The sequence below is a fragment of the Chryseobacterium sp. ERMR1:04 genome (assembly GCF_001297705.1).
Classification (GTDB): domain Bacteria; phylum Bacteroidota; class Bacteroidia; order Flavobacteriales; family Weeksellaceae; genus Chryseobacterium.
In genome coordinates, this window is record NZ_LIRF01000008.1 from 566,914 (window position 1) to 590,357 (window position 23,444).

General features: G+C 35.5%; 20 protein-coding genes. 17 read left to right on the plus strand and 3 right to left on the minus strand.

What is annotated here, in order from left to right; all coding sequences use genetic code 11:
• The first annotated feature begins 31 nt into the window (after window positions 1-31).
• Entirely contained in the window at window positions 32-1,318 is a 1,287-nt protein-coding gene (locus AMQ68_RS19775) for a DUF6080 domain-containing protein (protein WP_185113410.1), read from the plus strand.
• Window positions 1,319-1,370: 52 nt separating this feature from the next.
• Here AMQ68_RS19775 and AMQ68_RS19780 read toward each other — a convergent pair whose 3' ends face one another.
• Entirely contained in the window at window positions 1,371-1,922 is a 552-nt protein-coding gene (locus AMQ68_RS19780) for a hypothetical protein (RefSeq protein WP_054512317.1), read from the minus strand.
• Window positions 1,923-2,104: 182 nt separating this feature from the next.
• Between AMQ68_RS19780 and AMQ68_RS19785 the strand changes: the two genes are divergently transcribed.
• From AMQ68_RS19785 to AMQ68_RS19850, 14 genes are all read left to right on the plus strand, one after another.
• Window positions 2,105-3,466 (plus strand): c-type cytochrome, encoded by a 1,362-nt coding sequence (locus AMQ68_RS19785; RefSeq protein WP_054512318.1) that lies wholly within the window; start codon window positions 2,105-2,107, stop codon window positions 3,464-3,466.
• Between the two features lie 22 nt (window positions 3,467-3,488).
• Entirely contained in the window at window positions 3,489-6,536 is a 3,048-nt protein-coding gene (locus tag AMQ68_RS19790) for a TAT-variant-translocated molybdopterin oxidoreductase (RefSeq protein ID WP_054512319.1), read from the plus strand.
• A 25-nt stretch (window positions 6,537-6,561) separates the two neighbouring features.
• Complete coding sequence (gene nrfD, locus AMQ68_RS19795) at window positions 6,562-7,959, plus strand: NrfD/PsrC family molybdoenzyme membrane anchor subunit (protein WP_054512320.1); 1,398 nt, start codon at window positions 6,562-6,564, stop codon at window positions 7,957-7,959.
• Window positions 7,946-8,467 (plus strand): DUF3341 domain-containing protein, encoded by a 522-nt coding sequence (locus AMQ68_RS19800; protein WP_054512321.1) that lies wholly within the window; start codon window positions 7,946-7,948, stop codon window positions 8,465-8,467. The genes nrfD and AMQ68_RS19800 overlap by 14 nt, the downstream gene beginning before the upstream one ends.
• Before the next feature lies 1 nt (window position 8,468).
• Complete coding sequence (locus tag AMQ68_RS19805; protein ID WP_054512322.1) at window positions 8,469-9,161, plus strand: cytochrome c; 693 nt, start codon at window positions 8,469-8,471, stop codon at window positions 9,159-9,161.
• Between the two features lie 8 nt (window positions 9,162-9,169).
• Entirely contained in the window at window positions 9,170-10,501 is a 1,332-nt protein-coding gene (locus AMQ68_RS19810; protein ID WP_054512323.1) for a hypothetical protein, read from the plus strand.
• 141 nt (window positions 10,502-10,642) lie between these two features.
• The gene (locus AMQ68_RS19815) at window positions 10,643-11,659 is read left to right on the plus strand and encodes a hypothetical protein (protein WP_054512324.1); all 1,017 of its coding nucleotides are present in this window, start codon (window positions 10,643-10,645) and stop codon (window positions 11,657-11,659) included.
• A 50-nt stretch (window positions 11,660-11,709) separates the two neighbouring features.
• Window positions 11,710-12,906 (plus strand): NTF2-like N-terminal transpeptidase, encoded by a 1,197-nt coding sequence (locus AMQ68_RS19820; protein ID WP_054512325.1) that lies wholly within the window; start codon window positions 11,710-11,712, stop codon window positions 12,904-12,906.
• The gene (locus AMQ68_RS19825; RefSeq protein ID WP_054512326.1) at window positions 12,907-13,443 is read left to right on the plus strand and encodes an adenine phosphoribosyltransferase; all 537 of its coding nucleotides are present in this window, start codon (window positions 12,907-12,909) and stop codon (window positions 13,441-13,443) included.
• Between the two features lie 181 nt (window positions 13,444-13,624).
• Entirely contained in the window at window positions 13,625-14,332 is a 708-nt protein-coding gene (locus AMQ68_RS19830) for a hypothetical protein (protein ID WP_054512327.1), read from the plus strand.
• A gap of 3 nt (window positions 14,333-14,335) precedes the next feature.
• Window positions 14,336-14,854 (plus strand): 6,7-dimethyl-8-ribityllumazine synthase, encoded by a 519-nt coding sequence (ribH, locus tag AMQ68_RS19835; protein ID WP_054512328.1) that lies wholly within the window; start codon window positions 14,336-14,338, stop codon window positions 14,852-14,854.
• A 194-nt stretch (window positions 14,855-15,048) separates the two neighbouring features.
• Window positions 15,049-17,127, plus strand: coding sequence for an LTA synthase family protein (locus tag AMQ68_RS19840; protein WP_054512329.1), 2,079 nt, complete (start codon window positions 15,049-15,051; stop codon window positions 17,125-17,127).
• Between the two features lie 94 nt (window positions 17,128-17,221).
• Window positions 17,222-18,085, plus strand: a complete 864-nt coding sequence (locus tag AMQ68_RS19845; RefSeq protein ID WP_054512330.1) for a neutral zinc metallopeptidase — start codon at window positions 17,222-17,224, stop codon at window positions 18,083-18,085.
• An 84-nt stretch (window positions 18,086-18,169) separates the two neighbouring features.
• Window positions 18,170-19,315 (plus strand): glycerophosphodiester phosphodiesterase, encoded by a 1,146-nt coding sequence (locus AMQ68_RS19850; RefSeq protein WP_054512331.1) that lies wholly within the window; start codon window positions 18,170-18,172, stop codon window positions 19,313-19,315.
• 132 nt (window positions 19,316-19,447) lie between these two features.
• On the opposite strand, the gene AMQ68_RS19855 is transcribed toward AMQ68_RS19850, so the two are convergent.
• Complete coding sequence (locus AMQ68_RS19855; RefSeq protein WP_054512332.1) at window positions 19,448-20,320, minus strand: GLPGLI family protein; 873 nt, start codon at window positions 20,318-20,320, stop codon at window positions 19,448-19,450.
• Window positions 20,321-20,328: 8 nt separating this feature from the next.
• On the minus strand, window positions 20,329-21,270 hold the full coding sequence (locus AMQ68_RS19860; protein ID WP_054512333.1) for a GLPGLI family protein: 942 nt from the start codon (window positions 21,268-21,270) through the stop codon (window positions 20,329-20,331).
• Between the two features lie 214 nt (window positions 21,271-21,484).
• Here AMQ68_RS19860 and AMQ68_RS19865 point away from each other — a divergent pair, with 214 nt between their 5' ends.
• Together AMQ68_RS19865 and sufB are read left to right on the plus strand one after the other, a co-directional pair.
• On the plus strand, window positions 21,485-21,814 hold the full coding sequence (locus tag AMQ68_RS19865; RefSeq protein WP_054512334.1) for an iron-sulfur cluster assembly accessory protein: 330 nt from the start codon (window positions 21,485-21,487) through the stop codon (window positions 21,812-21,814).
• 81 nt (window positions 21,815-21,895) lie between these two features.
• Complete coding sequence (sufB, locus tag AMQ68_RS19870; protein WP_054512335.1) at window positions 21,896-23,344, plus strand: Fe-S cluster assembly protein SufB; 1,449 nt, start codon at window positions 21,896-21,898, stop codon at window positions 23,342-23,344.
• Window positions 23,345-23,444: the final 100 nt, after the last annotated feature.

Consider the following 23,444-nt stretch of genomic DNA (forward strand, 5'->3'; position numbering starts at 1 on the left):
CTTTTTATTTTTACTTTTGTAAAAATTTTTGATGGTGTTTATTCCTACTATTAAATCGAAACTTAACGGCTTATTTAAGCTCATTCTCCCTTATTCATATTCGGAGCTCGGAGTATTCACATTCTTTCTCATTGCTTACGGAATTTTAGGCTGGTATATTGCCCTAGATTATCGAATTATTTTCGATGAAAGAATTCCTTGGGATGCTTACTTTAGTTTTGACAACCGTTCTATTGTAATGACCGGAGGAAGCTTTGAAAGACATCCACTCTCTTATTATTTTTTTAATTGGGTCAGAGAAATTGCTTTATATCTTTCTGATGGAAAAACAAATGCCGTTTTCAGGTTAGCATTAGCTTGGATGAGTACTTTAATGGTTAGCTTAAGCATGCTTCAGGTCTTTAAATACCTTAAGAATATTATTAACCTTCCCTTATTCATCAATGTATTAATTATCCTGTTTTTCGGAACATTTTCAACCCCTATTATCCTTTCTTTTACCCCAGAAAACTTCACTTATACTCTATTCTTATTGACTTTATTCAATCATTATGCAGCGATAAAGCTCAAAAAAGAAGAAAAAATCCCTGCCATACCAATTATTTTAGCAGGTATTTCTATTGGAGGACTTACCGTAACAAACATTGCAAAAGTTTTTATTCCCGTAGCATTTGAGAAAGGTATTTTTAGAAATTGGAAGAAATTTGGAAACGCAGTTTTCAGGGTTGTCTTAACTATTATTTGCTTCGTATTATTGTATTTAAATAGAATTAATTTCAAGTATGAAAATATATTTTCCAAGACAAACAGTCAATACGAGAAGTTTTCTAATGTAAAATCCACCCCGATTTGGGACATGATTCTCTCCTACTTTTTTGGAGGAAACATCTTATTCCCAAGCTTCATTATCCGCAATAAAAACAACATGAAAGGCTTTGATTTCAAAGGCCTACTTATGGATGTTTACACCTCTTGGATTCCTTACGTATTTATTGCAGTCCTTTTGACACTGATTTTTTGGAGTTATTTTAAAAATTTCAAAAATAAGTTTGTCCAAATACTCATGATCTCATTTTTCATTGACATCATCATACATTGTATGATGAAATTTGGACTTCATACCGCGTACATCTACGGTGGACACTTTGTTTTCGTGTATCCGTTATTATTGGGATGGCTGTTTTATTCGTATAAAACCTCTCCTAAAATCTTATCTTTTTTAACGGTTATTGTAAGTCTATTATTTGTCTATTTATTGCTCAATAATTACGTAAGAATGGTAGAGTTTTTCTGGTTTTTAAATCAATATTACCAATAAAAAAAGCTGAGAATTTTCTCAGCTTTAGTTTTCTTTATATTTCTACAAAATATTATTTTGCTTCTGCGCAGAAAATTCTGTATTGAACAGGAGTTGCCGATTTAAAATATTCTCTTACTCTAGATAAATCTGAAGCAGCACTTTGTTTTGTAAAATAACTTCCTGCTAAAATTTTATAATTCGGTCTTAAAGAAGCATCCGTTTCAACCTTCAGATTCGGAAACCTTTTTCTGAAATAAGACTTCACCTCGTTAGCCTCTTCATTGGTCTTTACTGTAGTGATTTGGATCTTATATCCTAAGATTCTAGGGTTCTTTCTGCAAATTTCTGCATTGGTAAGCTCTCTATTGGGAACATATATTTTCGCAGGCCTCGTATAAGAACTGTCATCATCATTATCTTTGGGTGTATTATTGGATGAATTATGAGTCGCCACTTTAGAACATTTATCTTCTAAGCTCCCCAAAGCATCACTCACTTTAGGATCCATAGTGATAATTAATTCTGTTCCAGACAGCGTATCTTTCTTCACAACCTGTTGTGCATCAATATTATAAAACCCAAATAATGATAGTGCTAAAAATATTTTGATTAAATTTTTCATTTAAACTTGTTTCCGCAAATTTATACAAATTAAAAAATTATACCAAACTGAGTTATTTAGAATTAATACAAATTAACTACAAATGATATTTTCCCCTCTCGTTATGGCGTTAAATTCCTGTTAAAAATATTATTTTTGCGGGATTGATTGGTTCAATATTTTACTAACATAAGATAATTTAAATGATTAGTTGGAGAAAGCATTATAAACAAACGTTGATCGCAATAGGCTTATTGCTATCGACCAGTGCTTCAATTTACGGGCAAGACGGCGATCCTAAAAACGGTGAGAAACTTTTCAAAGCGAATTGTACTGCATGCCACGCGCTGGATAAACAAGTAATAGGACCTCCTTTGAAAGGGGTTGTAGAACGAGTAAAAACAGAGGGTGGTGTAGACAAAGATTGGCTTCACAAGTGGATCAAGGACAACAAAGCTCTGAGAGCATCTGGTGACAAATACGCCAATGAGATTTTTGAAAAATTTAACAAGACTGAAATGTTGCAGTTTCCGAATCTTACAGATAAGGATATTGATGACATCTTAGCTTTTACAACTAATCCTCCGGCTCCAGAACCGGAACCAGCTGCTACGACAGCTACTGGTACAGATGCAGCAGCGGCGGCTCCTGCAAGCAATACTACGACTAGTGTTGTTATTATTTCACTTCTAGCAATTGCTGCTTTATTGGTTTGGATCTTAATTAAACTAAGACAATTAGTTAAATTAGGTCAATCTGAAGACTTAGCTGGACTTAACGAAACTAGAGTTCGTTCTTTCAGTGAAATCTATGAGAAATACCACTACATCGGTAAAGGAGCATTAGCAATTCTAGCTATTTTGGCTACTTATGGAATTTGGAACTGGGTCATGTGGATCGGGGTTTACAAAGGATATAAGCCAGAACAGCCTATCTACTTCTCTCACAAAATCCACGCTGGAGAACAGAAAATTGACTGTCAGTTATGTCACTCTAGTGCTAAATACGGTAAGGTGTCTGAGATTCCTTCTATGAACGTTTGTATGAACTGTCACAGAACAATTTCTGAATACAATGCTAAACATTACATGGAGCCTGGAAAAGACAAAGCATTCTATGACGGAGAAATCCAGAAGATTTATGCTGCGACAGGTTGGGATTCTGAAAAACAACAGTATACAGGTAAAACTCAACCGGTAGAATGGACAAGAATTCACAACATGCCAGATTTCGTATACTTTAACCACTCTCAACACGTAGTAGCAGGTGAGCAAGCGATCATTAATTCTTTCAACAAAAAGAATCCAACAAACAAAATTGATGTTGTTTGTAAAGCTTGTCACGGAAAAATTGATACAATGAATGTTGTTCAAATGGCTAATGACTTCACAATGGGATGGTGTATTGAATGTCACAGAACTACTGAAGTTGATATGAACAACGGTTATAATAAAGAATACTTCAAGAATCTACATGACAAGCTTAAGAAGCAATACCCTAAAGACGGTGGTAAAATTACTGTAGACGCAATTGGAGGTCTTGAGTGTGGTAAATGTCATTATTAATAACTAAAAATTAGAAGTATAAATGGCTTCAAATAAAATACAATTTAGAAGTATTCATGAACTTAAAGACCCAGCTTTAAATAATAAGCTGGCTCAGAAAGAGTTTCAGGAAGAAATTCCGGTAGAAGATTTCCTTGGAGATGCTGAACAAAACGGATCAAGTACTTCAAGAAGAGATTTCTTAAAGTTACTAGGATTCTCTACAGCAGCGGTAACGCTTGCTGCTTGTGAAGCTCCGGTAATTAAAACGATTCCTTACGTGGTAAAACCTCATGATATTATTCCTGGGGTTCCAAATTACTACGCTTCAACATATTTTGATGGATTCGATTTCGCTAGTGTTTTAGTAAAGACTCGTGAAGGTAGACCTATCAAGATTGATCCAAACCCGGCTGCTGGTGATTTAGGTAAAACTAACGCTAGAGCTCAGGCAAGTGTACTTTCTCTTTATGATAATGACAAAGTAAAACAACCTAAGCTAGACGGTAAAGACGAAACTTTCGATAAAGTAGATGATTTCGTTCTTAAAGGATTAGAAGAGGCTAAAGCAGCAGGAAAGAAAATCGTTCTTTTATCTCAGTCTTTCGCTTCACCTACTTTCAAAAAGTTATTCGCTGATTTTAAAGCAAAATATCCTACAGCTGAACTGGTAACTTTTGATGCTTTCCCTTACTCTGCAGGATTAGATGCTGCTCAGGAAGTATTCGGACAAAGAGCATTACCTGTTTACGATCTTAAAGGTTCTGAATTAGTAGTTTCTTTCCAGGCAGATTTCTTAGGAGATTACAACGCTGGAAGTTTAGAAACTTCTTTTGCTGAGGCAAGAAAACCAGGAGCAAGCATGTTGAGACACATCCAAGTGGAATCAAACATGTCTTTAACTGGTGCTAATGCTGACTCAAGATATAGATTAAAGCCAAGTGCTGTAAACAAAACTTTAGTTGAAGTTTACAATGCAATCGTAGGAGGAGGCGCTGCTTCTGACAAGATTGCTGTTGAGATCGTTAAAGAATTACAAGCTAAAGGCAACAAAGCTGTTGTATTGGCTGACGGTTCTAAAGGAGCTCAGGTTCTTGCACACTTGATCAACCAAAAATTAGGTTCAGTAGCTTTCACTGGTAAAGCGAACTTCTTAAGAGAATTTGATCAAGCAAAATATAACGAATTCTTAGGATGGGTAAATGCAGGACAAGTTGGAGTATTAATTACAAACAACGTAGATCCTATCTACTCTCATCCAAAAGGAGAAGATTTCAAAAAATCTTTATCTAAAGTTGCTTGTGTAGTTGCTGTTGCAGATAAGAAAAATGAAATGTACAAAGCAGCGAAAGCTGTAATTCCTGTAGCTAACTGGCTAGAATCTTGGGGTGATATTGAGCCTCAGACTGGAGTTTATACATTAATGCAGCCTACAATCCAAAAGATCTATAAATCAAGACAGATTGAAGAATCTCTATTGGTTTGGAAAAATGGAAAAAACAATGCTGCTAATAACTATTACGATTATTTAAAAGCAAGTTCTGCTTCAATCTTAGGAGCAACTTCTTTCAATAAAGCTTTATATAACGGTATCGTTCCTTCTAATAACGCAACAATGTTGTCTTATGCAGGTGGAAATGGTGCTCAGGCTGTTGCAGAATTAGGAAATTTCAAAGCTTCCGATCTAGAATTGGTATTGTATACTACTACTGCAATGGGAGATGGTACTCAGGCAAACAACCCTTGGTTGCAGGAATTACCAGATCCAATCACTAGAATGTCTTGGGATAACTACTTGACGATCTCTCCTAAAGATGCAGAAAGATTAGGTATTGAAAACGATCTTAATGCAAGAATGCAGTTGGATGGTTCTATCGTAAACCTTACTGTAAACGGAGTAACAATAAAAGATGTTCCTGTATTCATTCAGCCAGGACAAGCAGACGGATCAGTAGGTCTTGCGCTTGGATATGGTAAGAAAAACTCAGGAGCTACTGCTGATACAGGAGTAAACGCTTATCCTTTATTTGATGGTTCTAACTTGGCTATTTCAAATGCTAAGATTGAAAAAACAGGTGAAGATCATGAGTTTGCTGGTATCCAGCTTCAAAATACTCTAATGGGACGTTATGAGATCGCTAAAGAAGTTCCTTTAGCTGAATATATTAACGTAGCATTCGATGACGAACACAAAGGATGGAACAAGCCTTTGGAGTACCACACCATTAGCGGAGCACTTCCAGCAGGCAAAATTGACCTTTGGGATGCATTCGATGATACAGATGGTCCTCACTTCAACTTGTCTGTTGACTTGAACTCTTGTACTGGTTGTGGAGCATGTATCATTGCTTGTCAGGCAGAAAACAACGTTCCTGTTGTAGGTAAAGAAGAGATCAGAATGTCTAGAGATATGTATTGGTTAAGAATTGACCGTTACTACTCTGCTAAAGAAAAGATCGAAACTAAAGAAGGTATTGACAGAGGACTTAACGTTCCTAACTTATACAACATCTTAATCGAGCCAAACGAAAGTCCAGATGTGATTTTCCAACCGGTAATGTGTCAGCACTGTAACCACGCTCCATGTGAAACTGTATGTCCGGTAGCGGCTACTTCTCACAGTAAGCAAGGTCAAAACCACATGGCTTACAACAGATGTATTGGTACTAGATATTGTGCAAACAACTGTCCGTACAAAGTAAGACGTTTCAACTGGTTTACATATAACTTGAATGATAAATTCGACTTTAATCAGAATAACGATTTAGGAAGAATGGTTCTTAACCCGGATGTTGTTGTAAGAACAAGAGGGGTTATGGAGAAATGTTCAATGTGTATCCAAAAGACTCAGGCAACTATTCTTACAGCTAAAAAAGAAGGAAGAAAAGTTACAGACCATGAATTCCAAGACTCTGTTGCGTGTGCATCAGCTTGTTCTACAGGATCTATGAAGTTTGGAGACATGAATGACAAAGAATCTGAAATTAGAAAACTATATTCTAGTAACAGAAGATATTATTTACTAGAAGAGATCGGAACCAAGCCAAACGTGTTCTATCACACTAAAGTAAGAAACAGAGTAGAAAAATAAAGTTTAAATAATAAATAGGTAAAAAATGTCAGGACATTACGAAGCTCCGATAAGGGAACCTCTAATTATTGGTCACAAAACTTATCACGATATTACAGAAGATATCGCACGACCTATCGAAGAAAGAGCAGGAAAATTATGGTGGGTATCACTATATGCAGCCTTAGTTCTATTCATCTACGGATTCGGCTGTATCGCTTATACTATCGGAACAGGTATTGGAGCATGGGGGCTTAACAGAACTATTAACTGGGGTTGGGATATTACCAACTTCGTATGGTGGGTAGGTATCGGTCACGCCGGAACACTTATCTCCGCAGTATTATTATTATTTAGACAGCGTTGGAGAATGTCTGTAAACCGTTCAGCTGAGGCGATGACTATCTTCGCGGTTGTTCAGGCGGCAATCTTCCCTGTTATCCACATGGGTAGAGTTTGGGTAGGATACTGGGTTTTCCCTTTACCTAACCAGTTTGGTTCTCTTTGGGGGAACTTCAACTCTCCTCTACTTTGGGACGTATTTGCGATCTCTACGTATTTCTCAGTATCAACCGTATTCTGGTTCATGGGATTAATCCCTGACTTTGCGATGATCAGAGATAGAGCAAAAACTCCTTGGACAAAGAAAATTTATACATTCCTAGCATTCGGTTGGGGTGGTAAAGCAAAACACTGGCAGAGATTCGAAGAACTATCTTTGGTTCTTGCAGGTTTAGCAACTCCACTTGTATTCTCAGTACACACTACCGTATCTTTTGACTTCGCAACTTCGGTTATTAAAGGATGGCACTCTACGATCTATCCTCCTTACTTCGTTGCCGGAGCAATCTTCTCAGGATTTGCAATGGTACAAACACTATTGTTGATCGCTAGAAAAGTTTGTCACCTAGAAGACTATATTACAATGTATCATATCGAAATTATGAACATCGTAATCATCTTAACAGGTGGTATGGTAACTGTAGCTTACGGAACAGAATATTTTATCGGATGGTATTCAGGATCAAGATTTGAAGACTTTACTTATCTTTCTCCAGGTGCAGCAACCGGTCCTTACTGGTGGGCTTTCTGGGCATTGATTACTTGTAACTTAATTATCCCTGCATTATTCTGGTTCAAGAGAGTAAGAACAAATATTATTGCAACATTTATTATTGCATTAATCATTAACATCGGTATGTGGTTCGAACGTTTTGATATTATTGTTATCAACCTTTCTAGAGACTACTTACCTGGATCTTGGACAATGTTTAAGCCAACGATTATTGATGTAGGTGTATACTTAGGAACAATCGGATTCTTCTCTGTATTATTCTTATTATACGCAAGAACATTCCCTGTAATTGCACAGGCAGAATTAAAATCGATTTTGAAAATCTCAGGTGAAACTTATAAAGCAAAAGAAGGAGATGAGCACCACTAAAATTGTATACGGACTTTATGCTGATGACGACGATCTAATGAACGGCGTTAAGGCATTCAACGATAAAGGAATTGCGATAAACGAAGTTTATACTCCATTCCCGGTTCACGGACTAGATAAGGCTTTAGGGTTGAAGAAAACGAGAATTTCTGATGCTGCATTTATCTACGCTCTTTACGGACTTTCTATTGGTGCAACAGTTACTTGGTACGTAATGAACCATGACTGGCCTCAAAATATTGGTGGTAAACCTGCTTTTGACTGGGCGCACAACATGCCTGCATTCGTAGTACCAATGTTTGAGCTTATGGTTTTCTGTGCCGCTCACATGATGTCATTAACTTTCTTAGTAAGAAACAAAATGTATCCTGGAGCTCCTGCACAAAACCCGGATCCTAGAACAACAGATGATAAATTCCTTATGGAATTTGTAACTGAAGATGTAGAATCTGTAAAGCAGTTGCTTATTGAGACTGGAGTTGAAGAAATAACTGTTAAAGACGCTTAAAATGAAAAAGAATGTATTAAAAATTACAGCAATTTTAGGTTTAACTACAGTTTTACTTAATTCTTGCGGACCGAAAGAAAACGCACCGTTGGTTTATTTCCCGGATATGTACTTTCCTGTAGCTTATGATCCATTGATGAAAGCTCAAGATGCGTATTCAGATCATGAGAATGAAATTCCAGCGTTTGTTAAAAATAGTTTTGCAACAGGTCTTGGTCCCGTAGAAGGGTCAGTGGCTCAAAATAGTGACGGTGTTTTTGAAGAAGGTTTACTTCCAAAAAATGCAGATCAATATAACGCAGGATATGATGCATCTAAAAAGCTAAATGCTTCTCCTTTAAATCCGGCAAATGCTGCTAAGGATATTGAAAGAGGAAAAATACTTTTTGATCATACTTGTGCTGCATGTCACGGAACAGGAGGTGATGGACAAGGACCAATTGTACAAAGCGGTGCTTTCTCTGGTGTACCAAACTATGCTGATAGAGAAATTACGGTAGGATCTGTTCATTATGTATTAACAAACGGTAGAAATGCAATGGGTTCTTATGCAGGACAACTAAACGCTGGAGACAGATGGAGAGTTGCAATGTATGTGATGAGCGCCTTCAAAAAAGGAGCAGCGGCACCCGCAGCGGCTACAGCTACACCAGCTGCAGCTACAACAGAAACTACTACCGCAACTAAAAAATAAGAAAAGAAATGTATAGTTTTTCACCAAAATTAAAATCAACTTCTATAATACTTCTTGTTGTAGGTTTAGTTCTATTTGGTATTGGTTTTTTCTTGAATAAAGGAATTAGCACAGAAAGAATAGAACAAATGATGGAAGCTGTTCATGCTTCTGGTCATACTGCTCCTACACATTCAAGTGAAATGATCGGTCCTCAGGATCACGCTTCTCACTTGGAACATGCGGAACTACAGATTCACAATCAGCCTTTAGCATCAATACACTTTGTAGCTGTATTTTTCTTTGGAGTGAGCTGCGCGGTATTATTTTTCTATTGTATTCAGCATGCTGCTCACGCAGGATGGCCAATTATTATCACAAGAGTAATGGAAGCTATCGCTTCTTACATCCCTTACGGTGGTGCAATCTTGGTAATAATCATGATATTGAATATTTTACACCAAGGTCACCTATTCCACTGGATGGATCCGGATTTAACAGATCCAAACTCTGCACATTTTGATGTGATCTTATACGAAAAGAAAAGATTCTTAAATATTCCTTTCTATGCAATCAGAACGTTGATCTACGTTATCGGAGCATCATTCTTCGCATGGAAATTGAAAGCACAGTCTAAAAAAGTAGATGATACAAAATCTTTAGTAGAGTATCAATTCCTTTACAGATGGGCAGTAGGATATATCGCATTCTTCGGGTTTGCTTCTGCAGCTTGGGCTTGGGACTGGTTGATGTCTATTGACCCTCACTGGTATTCTACAATGTACATCTGGTATTCAATGGTTAGCTGCCTATCAAGTGGTATTGCTGTTATCATTTTATTAAGTGTTTATCTTAAGAAAAATGGTTTCTTACCACAGTTCAATGACAATCACTTGCATGATTTAGGAGTATTCCTTTTCGCTACAAGTATGCTTTGGACGTACACATGGTTCGCACAGTTTATGCTTTATTGGTATGCAAACGTACCGGAAGAGGTTAACTACTTCTTCGGAAGATTCCAACACTATGGTATTACTTTCTTACCAATGTTGATCATCAACTTCTTATTACCATTATTGGTATTAGTAAGTAGCAGCATTAAGAGAAACTACAAAGTAGTTACAGTAATGGCTATCGTGGTTATTTTAGGTCACTTGTTAGATTACTTCAACATGGTAATGCCGGGAACGGTAGGACCTTACTGGAACACTCCAGAAGTATTCTTATTGATCTTAGGGGCTGTTTTATTCGTAGTTGGATTGTTTATTTTTACGGTAATGTCTGCATTAGCTAAACTTAAATTGATTCCTACAGGTAACCCTTTCTTACATGAATCTGAAATTTATGAGTATCCTTTCTAAGGACTTGTAACAAAATAAAACTTTAAAAGACTGATTATTAATTAATCAGTCTTTTTTTATGGAATGAATTCACCATTTCAGGCAGCTTTTTTAAAATTGTTTCAATTTTAGACTGATTACACAACTTCTAAAAAAATCATTATGAAAAAAAGTTATCTGTTTTACATGCTATTTGTTTTTGCATTTCAATTGATCAATGCACAATCCATCACTTTCATTTCCGGAAAAACCAATAAGCCTCTTCCCAAAGTTTCAGTTTTCGGAAAAGACGGAAGCATCCTGGCCTATTCTGATATTGATGGAAAAATTGATAAAAAGTTGATAGACCCAGCTCAGGAAAAATTTCAAATTATATATGATAATTTTTCGGTGGCCACACTCTCCTATTCAGATTTTACTCAAGACGTCATAAAACTCAATGACAGAGTAAAAGATATTGAAGCCGTAGTTATTAAAAATAATAAGCCTGCAAAATATATTTTTGTGAAAGGAAATTTTAATTCTTACGTAACCGTCAACAACAAACTGAATTGTTATACCGATGGAATTGTTACTTATATTTTTGATAATAAAACCAAGAAACTGAAAAGTACAAATGTTGAACAGTTCAGAGTCTACAAACTTGAAGATGCCAAGTTTGAAAAAAAGCAAACGGCAAATTGGGATTACGATTCAAATCTGGAAGTTCCGGATATGAAAGAAATAGGAAATATTCTAGAATATAAAAGTAAAAAATCTACCATCAAAGAATTGAAAGGTGAGCAAAAAGATCAACTTGAAATTACAGGTGAAGCGCTACAGAAAAAAGAATTTGCCTTGTTCGGATATCGATTCTTTGATATCAAAAGTATTTTAAATCTTTCCTATGAAAAAGGAAGTAAAAAAACATTGCGCGATTTATTAGAATTTAACGAGATCAATTTTTTAAAGCTTAAACATAAAAGCGAACCTCAATACAATCAATTAATTCTTTACACCAACTTCTACCCTACAGAATTAAACTTCAGCAATGACAATGATATTGAAAAAGTGAAATTCAGCACAAAAAACAGCAATTATCAAACAAAGTACTGGGAAAGCCCATCTTTTCCGAATATGCAGAGCGTTTTCAGCTCATTCTTTAAAGATGATTTAAAAGAACAACAAAATAAAAAATAAAAAATGCCTATTCCTAAAGGTTTTATTAAATTTGTAGCAAACAATCAAAAATGAAAAAGTTTTCTTTTCTACTAGTTTTCAGTCTATTGCTTTTTACAGCATGTAAAAAAGATCATGTAGATGCTACCAGTACAAGAACTTTACAGTCTAGTATCAATGATATGACTTCTAGTCTTCCAACCATTAAACAGATAAAATTTAATGAGGCTCTTTATATTCTTAAAACATTTGGAGTAGAAGCTGATGGCGATGTAAATGAATTGAAAGCTCTTGGCCAGCTTATTAACGGGAAAAAAGTTCCTGAAATTCTATCGCTGGCAGATCAGGTTGCACAGAAAAACGGTATCGAATGGGCAAGTACTGCCCCACCTTCATTAGGAGAAATGAATATCTTTGGAGATGATAAAGCAAAAGAAAGTGATCCTAATGATGTTAAAGCAAACTCATTAAGCATCATAACAAGACCTTCAGCAGATGACGGAAATGGCTCAACGGCTATTCAGATCATTCCAAGATTGGTAGATAATGCAGGAAATCCTGTTTCATTTACAGGAGCTGGTTTAGAAGCGACCTTAGAAGTATTCAGTAATGGAGTAAGACTTTCTACTGCTAAAAACCTGATGCAGGATAATAATTTCAAAGGATTCAACTTGAAATTCTCATCACTTCTTGCTTCAAAAGTAGTTGATAATAAAATTGACATCACCGTTTCTGTAAAGACTACTGCAAAAACATTCAAAATGTCTAAAATCGGGTTAGATGTGAATCCATCTGCATTGAAAGTTCCTGCACCACCAAAAGTAGATTCTACAGCAGTAACTACAGATCCTGCAGTAATTGATCCTAACAACCCTTCAGCTACCATTCCAACGGCTCCAACAGATCCTGCATCAGCAACTACAGCTCCTGCAACTCCAAAGCAGCCCGTTGCAGATCCTAAAAATACAGTAACTAAATTTTTAAATAACGTAAGTTCACAAAATTTAAAAGCAGCATTTGAATCTTCAAACAATCCAAACTGGGGAAGCTATGAGTCTTTCTCTAACCCAACTTCAGGATTTGGATCAGTGAAAAATGTAAGCGTTAAGAATATTACATCCAACGCAACAAACCCGAATAATGCAAGCGTAAATGCAACTTACGATGTTACTGATAAAAGTGGAAAAACAACTGCTTTAAAAGTAACTTTCGGACTTAAAAATGTAAACGGAGACTGGAAAATTTCCAGCTATAAAATAAACCCATAAATGGCTTCAAAAGAACTCATCAAAAAACTAGAAGATACAATTGAGAATATTGCCGATTTTCCGATTCCCGGAATTCAGTTTAAAGACATCTCTCCTATTTTCTTAGACCCAAAACTTTACGAAGAGGTAATTAAAGATCTGGTAGCTTTCAGTAAAGGAAAAGTAGATGCAGTCTGCGGAATTGAAAGCCGAGGCTATTTATTCGGAATTGCGATTGCAGTGGCATTAGAAGTTCCGTTTATCTTAATCAGAAAAGCAGGGAAACTTCCTCCACCCATCATTTCAGAAAAATATGACCTGGAATATGGAAGTGCAGTAATCGAAACCCGCGAAGGACAGATAAAAAAAGGACAAAGAGTTTTAATTCATGACGATCTATTGGCAACAGGCGGAACTACAGAAGCTGCGGCAAAATTAGTAGAAAAGCAAGGAGCAATCGTTAGTCAGTTCAGTTTCCTTATTGGTCTTACGGGATTAAACGGTGATGAAAAATTAAAAAAATTCAACTCCGAGATCTATCATATTTTAGAATATTAAAAATTATAAATAAAAGATGCTTTACAATCATACTGCCTCTTTTTCAATGTAAACACCGGCAAATTTTGGGCGTTTAAATGATTTATCTAAAGCTTTACTATAGTTTTATTAATAATACCCTTAAAGTATTTTGTAAATCATTCAGAAACAATTAAATTTGCAATTCAATTTTTAAGAATTTATGGCAAAACTTGCAAAGAATGCTCAAAACGAGCAAGAAGGTAAAGAAACAGTAGAGTTTTTTAAAGACCTTGATAGAGAGGCTTTAAACACTGAAAGATTTCTTGAAAAATATTCAAAGCCTCTAGGTATTGTTTTTGGCGCACTTATTTTAGGTGTTCTAGGGTTTTTCGCTTATAAGCAATTTATTGTAGCTCCTCAGAATGCGGAAGCTATGAAAACTTTCCTTTCTGCTCAGAAAAATCTTATGGAAGGAAAAGATAAAGAAGCTTTAGGTGGTAAATCTGCTGCAAACCCAGGTTTTGTAGGTACTTATAACGACTATTCTTCTACTAACGTTGGTAAACTTGCAGGATATAACGCTGGTTTATTAAAATTCAAAGAAGGAAAGTTCCAGGAAGCTTATGATCTTTTAGATCAATTTTCATCTGACAACAAAACATTGGTAGCAATGAAGTTTGGTGCAATGGCAGATGCAAAATCAGGTCTTAACAAAAATGATGAAGCTTTATCATTATTAGACAAAGCATCTTCTGCATCTTCTGATCCTTATACTACTTACTATTTCACAAGAAAAGCAGGGATCTTAGCATTAGGATTAAAGAAAAACGCAGAGGCTAAAAAATATTTTTCTGCAATTGACGAAAAATATCAGGACTATGACAACGGAATGTCTGATTCTTATATTGAAATGACTAAATATTACTAAAAAATGGCAACAGTTAATCTATCCGATTACAAGCCACTTCATATAACTAATGCCGAAGATTTTTCTATCGGCATTGTTTTTTCTGAGTGGAATGATTTTGTAACATACAATCTTCGTGATGCAGCTTTGGAAATCCTTGAAAAAGAAGGCGTAAAAGCTGAAAATATAAAGCTCTTCCCTGTTCCGGGAGCATTTGAGCTTAGCTATGCAAGCATGCAGCTTTGCAAAGAGAGGAAATACGACGCGGTAATTGCCATAGGTTGCGTGATCCGTGGAGAAACACCTCACTTCGATTTCGTTTGCTCAGCAGTAGCTCAGGGAATTAAAGACTGTAATATCTTAACCGATACTCCAACGATTTTCTGTGTATTAACAGATGATACCAAAGACCAGTCTATCGCTAGAAGCGGTGGTGATCTTGGAAACAAAGGAGTGGAAGCAGCCGTTACAGCATTAAGAATGATAGATTTCAAAAAGAATCTTTCTGAGAAAACCGGAAATATCGGTTTCGGACACTCATAAATTGAGATTCATTATCAACTCATACAAAAGGACTATTGCTTATAGTCCTTTTTTTATTTTCCAGGTTTCTCTATAAATCTAACTTTTCTTATGAAAATTAGCTTGTAAAAAACCTATTCCACAAGATGTTTTTACTTTTTTTATAAATTGATTCTGAACAAAAACTATCTTTGTGAAAACTTAATTCATACCTAATGTTCTCACAAAAAATAAAACCCTTCCTATATTTAGGAGCTTTTTATCTTATTATTTCTTTAATAGTAAGAATCGTGTTTTTATTTCACCCTATAACCACGGCGAGCTTTGGCTTTTTTGAAGTACTAAAAGTTTTATCCATTGGGATTATTAACGATATTTTTGTTTTCGTTTTAGCCAGTATTTTTCTGGCGCTCTATTTTTTGTTTTTATCAAATACGAAATACAAAAAACCTTACGGACAGATCATATTAGGAATATTCGTTTTGTTTTTCCTCTATATATTGGTTATTCCAAATAATATTTTTAAACAATACGGAGGTTCTATTGCAGAGGTTGCCCTTGCTTTTATAGGACTAAAGACGCTTTTCTTTGCAGCGATGTTATTCTTCCCTGCCCAAAGGATAAAAATCAGGAATACACTCTATTTCATCGTTGTATTTTTATATACCACCGTTATTATTTTTAATGCAGTAAGTGAGTATTTCTTCTATAATGAATTTGGTTTGCGTTATAATTTCATTGCTGTAGATTACCTTATTTATACCAATGAAGTGATTGGAAATATCATGGAAAGTTATCCTGTTATTCCTCTATTCCTAGCCATATCTGCGGTATCGCTTACGATTACCTGGATGATTTTCAGAAGAACTAAAAACGAACTTTTAGACCTTCCCAACCTGAAACAGAAGTTCATTCTATTGGGATCGTTCATTGTATTGGCTGGAGTAAGTTTATTAGGATTAAGTTTTACTACGAAAATAACCTCGCCGAATGTCTTCGCAGAAGAAATTGAAGCGAATGGATTGCCTAAATTCTATTGGGCATTTACGCATAACGAACTTGATTATTTTCAGTTCTATCCTAAAATAGATCAAAAGCTGGCGGAAAATAATTTTTTAAGTCAGTTTTCTGAACCTAAGCTTACCCGAAATATTACATCAGATCAACCTGAATTAAAGAAAAACGTTGTGTTGATTTCGATTGAAAGTTTATCGGCAGAGTTTATGGAGCATTATGGAAATACCCAAAAATTAACGCCTTTCCTGGATAGTCTTGCCAATCATTCTATCATGTTTACGAATCTTTATGCAACCGGAAACAGAACAGTTCGTGGCTTGGAAGCATTGACGCTTTGTATTCCGCCAACAGCAGGAGAAAGTATTATTAAAAGAGAAAATAATAAGAATAAATTCACCACCGGAAGTGTTTTCAAATCTAAAGGCTATGATGTGAAGTTTTTATACGGCGGATACAGCTATTTTGATAATATGCAGGATTTCTTTGCCGGAAACGGATACGGAATTGTTGATAGAAACAACTTCAAACCCGAAGAAATATCTTTCGCAAATGTTTGGGGGGTTGCTGATGAAGATATGGCGAGAAAAGCAATTCAGGTAATGAATGCTGAAGCAAAATCTGGAAAGCCATTTTTCAACCATTGGATGACGGTTTCTAACCACAGACCTTTCACGTATCCTGATGGAAGAGTTGATATTCCCGGAAATGCAAAATCTCGTGAAGGTGGCGTAAAATATACAGATTACTCTCTTAAACTGTTTTTTGATATGGCTAAAAAACAAGATTGGTATAAAAATACAGTCTTCGTGATTATTGCCGATCATTGTGCTTCCAGTGCAGGAGATACAGAATTGCCAATGGATAAATATAAAATTCCTGCTTTGGTGTATTCTGACGGATTTATTCAACCTCAAAAATTTGATCAGGTGATGTCTCAAATAGATGTGATGCCTACTGTTTTTGGATTGTTGAACTTTAATTATCAATCTAAATTTTTAGGTCAGGACGTTTTCAAAAAAGAATTTCAGCCTAAAGCTTATATTGCAACGTATCAGGATCTTGGGTTTGTAAAAGATGATCATTTAACGGTTATTTCTCCTGTGAGAATGATAAGACAATATTCTTTAAAACAAAAACCAAGTCAGTTATCTCCTCAATTCAATATTTATTATGATGAAAATATTATAAAAGATCATAATCAAAAACTGGTTGACGAAACAATTTCGGCCTATCAGTCTACTTCTTACTGGATAAAAAATAACAACTTGAATCGTTAATTAAAAAGTATATTTTACCTGATCATTCAGCAGGTAATTTTTTACTGTTACTATTAATTTTATATTTTTAACTTTATACATAAAATTACAAACTATGAAATGGACAGACGATAGAGGTGGAAACGTTGAAGACCGTCGCGGAAGCGGTGGCAGCAGCGGAGGTGCCATTGTAGGTGGCGGATTGGGAACTTTAATTATTGCTGCTATCATCTTCTTTCTGGGAGGAGATCCTTCCAGTATATTAAGTTCTGGCAGTATGTCTTCATCCCAACCCCAGACCGAACAGAGAGAATTATCAGCCAACGATAAGAAAATCGGAGAAATGGTAGATATGATGGGAAAATGGAATATCCTTACATGGGACCAGATTTTCAAAGAAAATAGCATGAGTTATACCCCACCTAAAATTGTTCTTTTTTCACAAACGACTCAGTCAGGATGCGGAACAGCACAATCTGCAATGGGCCCGTTTTATTGTCCGGCTGACCAGAAAGTTTATATGGATATGAGCTTTTTTAATGAACTACAGGATAAATTTGGTGCAAAAGTGACTGAATTTACCATTGCTTATGTATTGGCTCATGAAGTAGGACACCATGTACAAACTCTTTTAGGAACTACCCAAAAAGTGGATGCGCTTAGAAGAAGTGGAAGATATTCTGAAGCAGAAATGAACAGAGTTTCTGTCGCAACCGAATTACAGGCTGATTTCTATGCCGGAGTTTGGGCAAAAAAAACAGATTCCAGAGAGCATATTTTAGAACCCGGTGATATTGAGTCTGCTATTGAAGCTGCACAAGCTGTTGGAGATGATAATATTCAGAAAAGATCTCAGGGATATGTAAACCAGGAAAGCTTTACCCACGGTTCATCTGCACAGCGTAAAGAATGGTTTATGAAAGGCTATAATACCGGAGATATCAGACAAGGTGATACTTTCAACCAATTACTTAAATAAGTATTTCCAGAAATATTTAAAATTAATATTAAATTAAATTTCCTGTAACATATAGAAGTTACATTTGAGGTCTAAACTCAATGTATGAAAAAACTTTTATTAATAACAGTCCCGTTATTCCTATTCTCATGTAATGATAATCAAGACTTTTCAGTCACAAATTATCCCACTCTTTCTGGTAAAGTACCATTGATAATAGCACACAGAGGAGCTTCAGGAGTTCTGCCAGAGCATACTCTTGAAGCCTACGCTAAAGCTATAGAAGATGGTGCAGACTTCATTGAAACAGATCTTGTGATGACAAAAGACGGGCATCTTATTGCTCGTCATGAACCAATGCTTTCCGGAACAACCAATGTTTCGAAAATATCAAAATTTGCCTCTAAAAAAACAACGAAAAATCTAGACGGATTTATGGTAGAAGATTGGTTTGCCTGCGATTTTACATTAGCAGAAATAAAAGAATTAAAGGCAACACAAGCTTTACCGGAAAGGGATCAAAGCTATAATGAACTATATGACATTCCTACTATACAGGAAATCATAGCCTTAATAAAAGCCAAAAAAAATGGAAGAGCAGTTGGCTTCTATGCCGAAACAAAACATCCTACTTTTCACGAAGACAGAAATTTGAAAATATCCGATGAGCTCTTAAAAGAACTAAGCCTTGCCGGATGGAATTCTAGCAATGCATCAGTTTTTGTAGAATCTTTTGAGGTATCTAATCTACAATACATCCATTCTAAATCTACTGTAAAACTTGTACAGCTATTGGATGCCTATGATGTAAAAAAAGATGGCACCCTAGATATGACATTACCTAACGGAAAACCTTACGATTTTGTTGTAAAAGGAGACTCTCGGACATATAACGATTTGGTTACGAATGCAGGATTAGACTTTATAAAAACGTATGCAAATGCTATAGGACCTTGGAAACCCTATATTATTCCTTATACTTTTAAAAATAATAGCGATGGAAGTATCGTAGATTTAAATGGCGATGGAAAAATAGATAGTAGAGATTTTACCAAACTTCCCAGTACAGACCTTATTAAAAGAGCTCATGACAGAAAATTGCTGGTTCATGTTTATACTTTTAGAGATGAACCCAAAAGATTGCTCGCAGATTATAAAAACAATCCTCTTTTAGAATATAAAGATTTTTTCAACCTTGGGGCAGATGGCGTATTCACAGATTTTACTTCAACAGCTGTTAAAGCAAAGTAACAACGTCATTCTTCAAAAATCTAAAATCCTTTGTATGAAACTCCTCTTCTTATAAAGAGATACAAGCAAAAAATAGGCTGTCCCGCATAGGACAGCCTATTGTATAATTAATGCTAAAATTATTCTGTTTAATTATTTCAATTCTATCGGATTGCTATTATTTTTAGCTTCCTCTTTCATTCTGTCTTCCATTCTTTTTTTCATTTCCGCAGGATCTTGGTTTCCGCCACGACCTCCGCCGCCGCCAGATCTTGGTGAGGCAATTCCTCCACCACCACCCATTCTTGTCTGAGCAAAGCCTCCGCCTTGTTGACTCATGAATGAAATAGGATCACTTTTATACTTTTCCTGTTGTTTTAAATAATCAGACCTTTTTACTTTAATGGTATTTCCAAACTGATTCATCGTCGGGAAATCGGCAATTTTATAGTTTTTCATTAAGTCAAAAGAATAGTCTCCTTGAGCATCTTCTACTTTTACGATTAAACCCGGAAGTCCTGTAAATTTATACGGTCCATCTTGGTAAGGAAGGTCTGTTGTAAACCATGCCGTCCATTTTCTTCCTGCAAAATCAGTTTCTGCTTTTTGAACTTTATACTCTCCGATTTTCATCGTCTCCGATAAAATTTTCCAACTTAAAGGACGATCTTCTTCGTAAGAATAGATATCTCGCCCTATCCTATCTTTAAAGAAAGTTTTCTGGTTGGTCTTATCTTTTTCTATGGAATAATTAATATTGGATCGTAAGCCTTCCATTTGATCTCTGTTAAAACCTCTCGCACCACCGCTTTGGAAGTTTTTCTGCATAATAGAATCTCTTTTTAATCTGTTTTCAGAATAGAAAAGTGATTTTTCTCCTGAAATATCCAGATATGCATTTTCAGTTTTTATATCATTTTTATTTGCTGCGTCTGGCTTCATAGTCACCTGATACACAAATCGATTAGCTTGTGCATAGATATTCTGAATAAACAACGCTAAAGCAATAATGCCTATTTTTTTCATTATACGTTTTATTTTAATTCAATTGGGTTTTGATTGATACTGCTTTTAAAAGAAGTATTTTCTGTGTTGCCACTTGGCATTGATGGACTATTATTACCATCCATTCCTCCTCTGTGAGACATTCCTCCGCCACCACCTGAGTGGTTACCGCCTCTCATTCCGCCCATTCCGCCGCCATGTTTTCCACCGCCGCCGCCAAAATCCTGCATACCTTCTCCCTTACTGCCTAACCTTCTATTTTTTGCAAATTCCAACTCCAGCGCTGCTTTATCTCCATTAAAATTCACCCTTGTGCTTTGCTTTACATCAGAACTAACGGGTTCTTCAAACGCATTCTTCACGGTAATCTTCTTAATAAGATCAAATTTATAATCACCTTTATCATCTTCTAGCTTCACAATCAGTCCGGGTAATCCGGAAAGTTTATATGGTCCATCAGAAATAGGAATGTCTTTAGTGAACCACGCCGTCCAAACTCTTCCTCCAAAATTGGCAACTGCTTTTTGGGACGGATATCCGTTCTGCTTCTCTGTAACATTGGTGATCTCCCATTTTACAGGTCTGTCTTCCTGATAGTAAATTTGTTTTCCGGCTACTCTATCATAATAATAAACTTTTTGTTCCGGAATATCTTTAGTTATATAATATTCAAAAAAAGTAGGCTCAATATGTTTTTTTACACCTAATTTCGAAAAATCTTTTTCTTCTTTTTTAATATCTTTCTTTTCTTCAATTTTAAATGCAGAGAATAAAGAATCTTTTATTAATTTGTTTTCACTAATGAATAAAGAACGATTTCCTTTAATATCTAAAAAAGTTTTCTCATTCTTCAGACTTACCAGATTAATAGAATCCGGATTCACCGAAGTTTCATAAATGTATCTTACGGTCTGTCCATAAGACATTGTTACTAAAAGCAACATTAAAAAAACAACGAGTTTCTTTTTCATTATTATTTCTTTTATAGATAAAAAATCCTATTCAAAGTTAAATCAAAAACAAGATCTTCAGATTGGCGATAGAAAATTTATACATTTTTAACATTAACAATCATATCAATAATCAACATAATAAGATCGGAATCATTAAAATAGATAGCTTCAATTTGAGATTGCGGAAATTAGTTCGTATTTTTGCAGCATTAAATCATTCTAAATAAATACAATGATAAAAGTATCAGACCAAGCAAAGGCAAAAGCAATCCAACTTATGACAGAGGATGGCTTCAACCCTGCTGAAGATTATATAAGAGTAGGGGTAAAAAGTGGAGGATGTTCTGGTTTAGAGTATGTTTTGGGATTCGACAATCAAAAAGCAGACACAGATCAGATTTTTGAAGACAACGACGTTAAAATTGTTGTTGAAAAAAAGTCTATCCTTTATCTGGCAGGAACAATTCTTGAGTATTCAGGAGGATTAAACGGAAAGGGGTTTGTTTTCAACAATCCTAATGCATCCAGAACGTGTGGTTGTGGAGAGAGTTTTTCTTTATAATTAGAAGTTAGAAACCAGAGCGTAAAAGTTCGCACATGCAAATTTTTAACATCTGAAATATAACCTCTAAAATCTATTAAAATGAGTAAATATACTGAAGACGACTTAAGAGTCGATTTAGAAAATAAAAAATATGAATTCGGTTGGGAAACAAAGATCGATTATGAAGATTTTCCAATTGGTTTAAATGAAGATATCGTTCGTGCTATCTCTGCTAAAAAAGAAGAGCCGGAATGGATGACAGAATGGCGTTTGGAGTCTTATAGAATTTGGCTGAAAATGACTGAACCAGATTGGGCAAACATTAAATATACAAAACCAGATTTTCAAGCCATAAAATATTACGCTGCTCCAAAAGTAAACGCTGAATTGGCAAGTTTAGATGAAGTAGATCCTGAATTATTGGCAACTTTTGCCAAATTAGGAATCAATATTGAAGAACAAAAAAGACTTTCTGGTGTTGCTGTAGATATTGTAATAGATTCAGTTTCTGTAAAAACGACCTTTCAGGACACGTTAATGGAAAAAGGAATTATTTTCTGTTCTATTTCTGAAGCCATTAAAAACCACCCGGATCTTGTTAAGAAATATCTTGGTAAAGTAGTTCCTAGAGGAGATAACTTTTATGCAGCCTTAAATTCCGCAGTATTTTCTGACGGAAGTTTCTGCTATATTCCAAAAGGGGTAAGATGTCCAATGGAATTGTCTACGTATTTCCGTATCAATCAGGCAGGAACAGGTCAGTTTGAAAGAACGATTGTTATTGCTGATGAAGGAAGTTACGTATCTTATCTTGAGGGCTGTACAGCTCCATCAAGAGACGAAAACCAGCTTCACGCTGCTGTTGTAGAACTTATTGCAATGGATGGTGCTGAAATTAAATATTCAACTGTTCAAAACTGGTATCCAGGAAATGAAGAAGGAAAAGGAGGTGTTTTCAATTTTGTAACGAAAAGAGGACTTTGCGAAAGAAATGCAAAAATCTCTTGGACTCAGGTTGAAACAGGTTCTGCCGTAACTTGGAAATATCCGTCTTGTATCTTGAAAGGTGATAACTCAATCGGGGAATTCTACTCTATTGCGGTTACCAACAACCACCAATATGCAGATACAGGAACAAAGATGATTCACATTGGTAAAAACACCAGATCAACGATTATTTCTAAAGGAATCTCTGCAGGAAAATCTCAGAATTCATACAGAGGTTTGGTAAAAGTAATGCCTTCTGCAAAAGGAGCAAGAAACTTCTCTCAGTGTGACTCTTTGCTAATGGGTAACGAATGTGGTGCACATACTTTCCCTTATATTGAAATTAAAGATCCTACGGCTCAGTTAGAACACGAAGCTACAACTTCAAAAATCGGTGAAGATCAGATTTTCTACTGTAACCAAAGAGGTATTGATACGGAAAGAGCAATTGCTTTGATCGTTAACGGTTTCAGTAAAGAAGTTTTAAATAAATTACCAATGGAATTCGCTATTGAAGCGCAGAAATTATTGGAAATTTCTTTAGAAGGTTCTGTAGGATAGATATATAAACATTAAGGTTTTATTTGATAACTTCTTAATGTTTAAAAACAAATAAAAAAGAAATAGTATTTCATTGATAAGCGTTAGCGCCTTTGTTTAT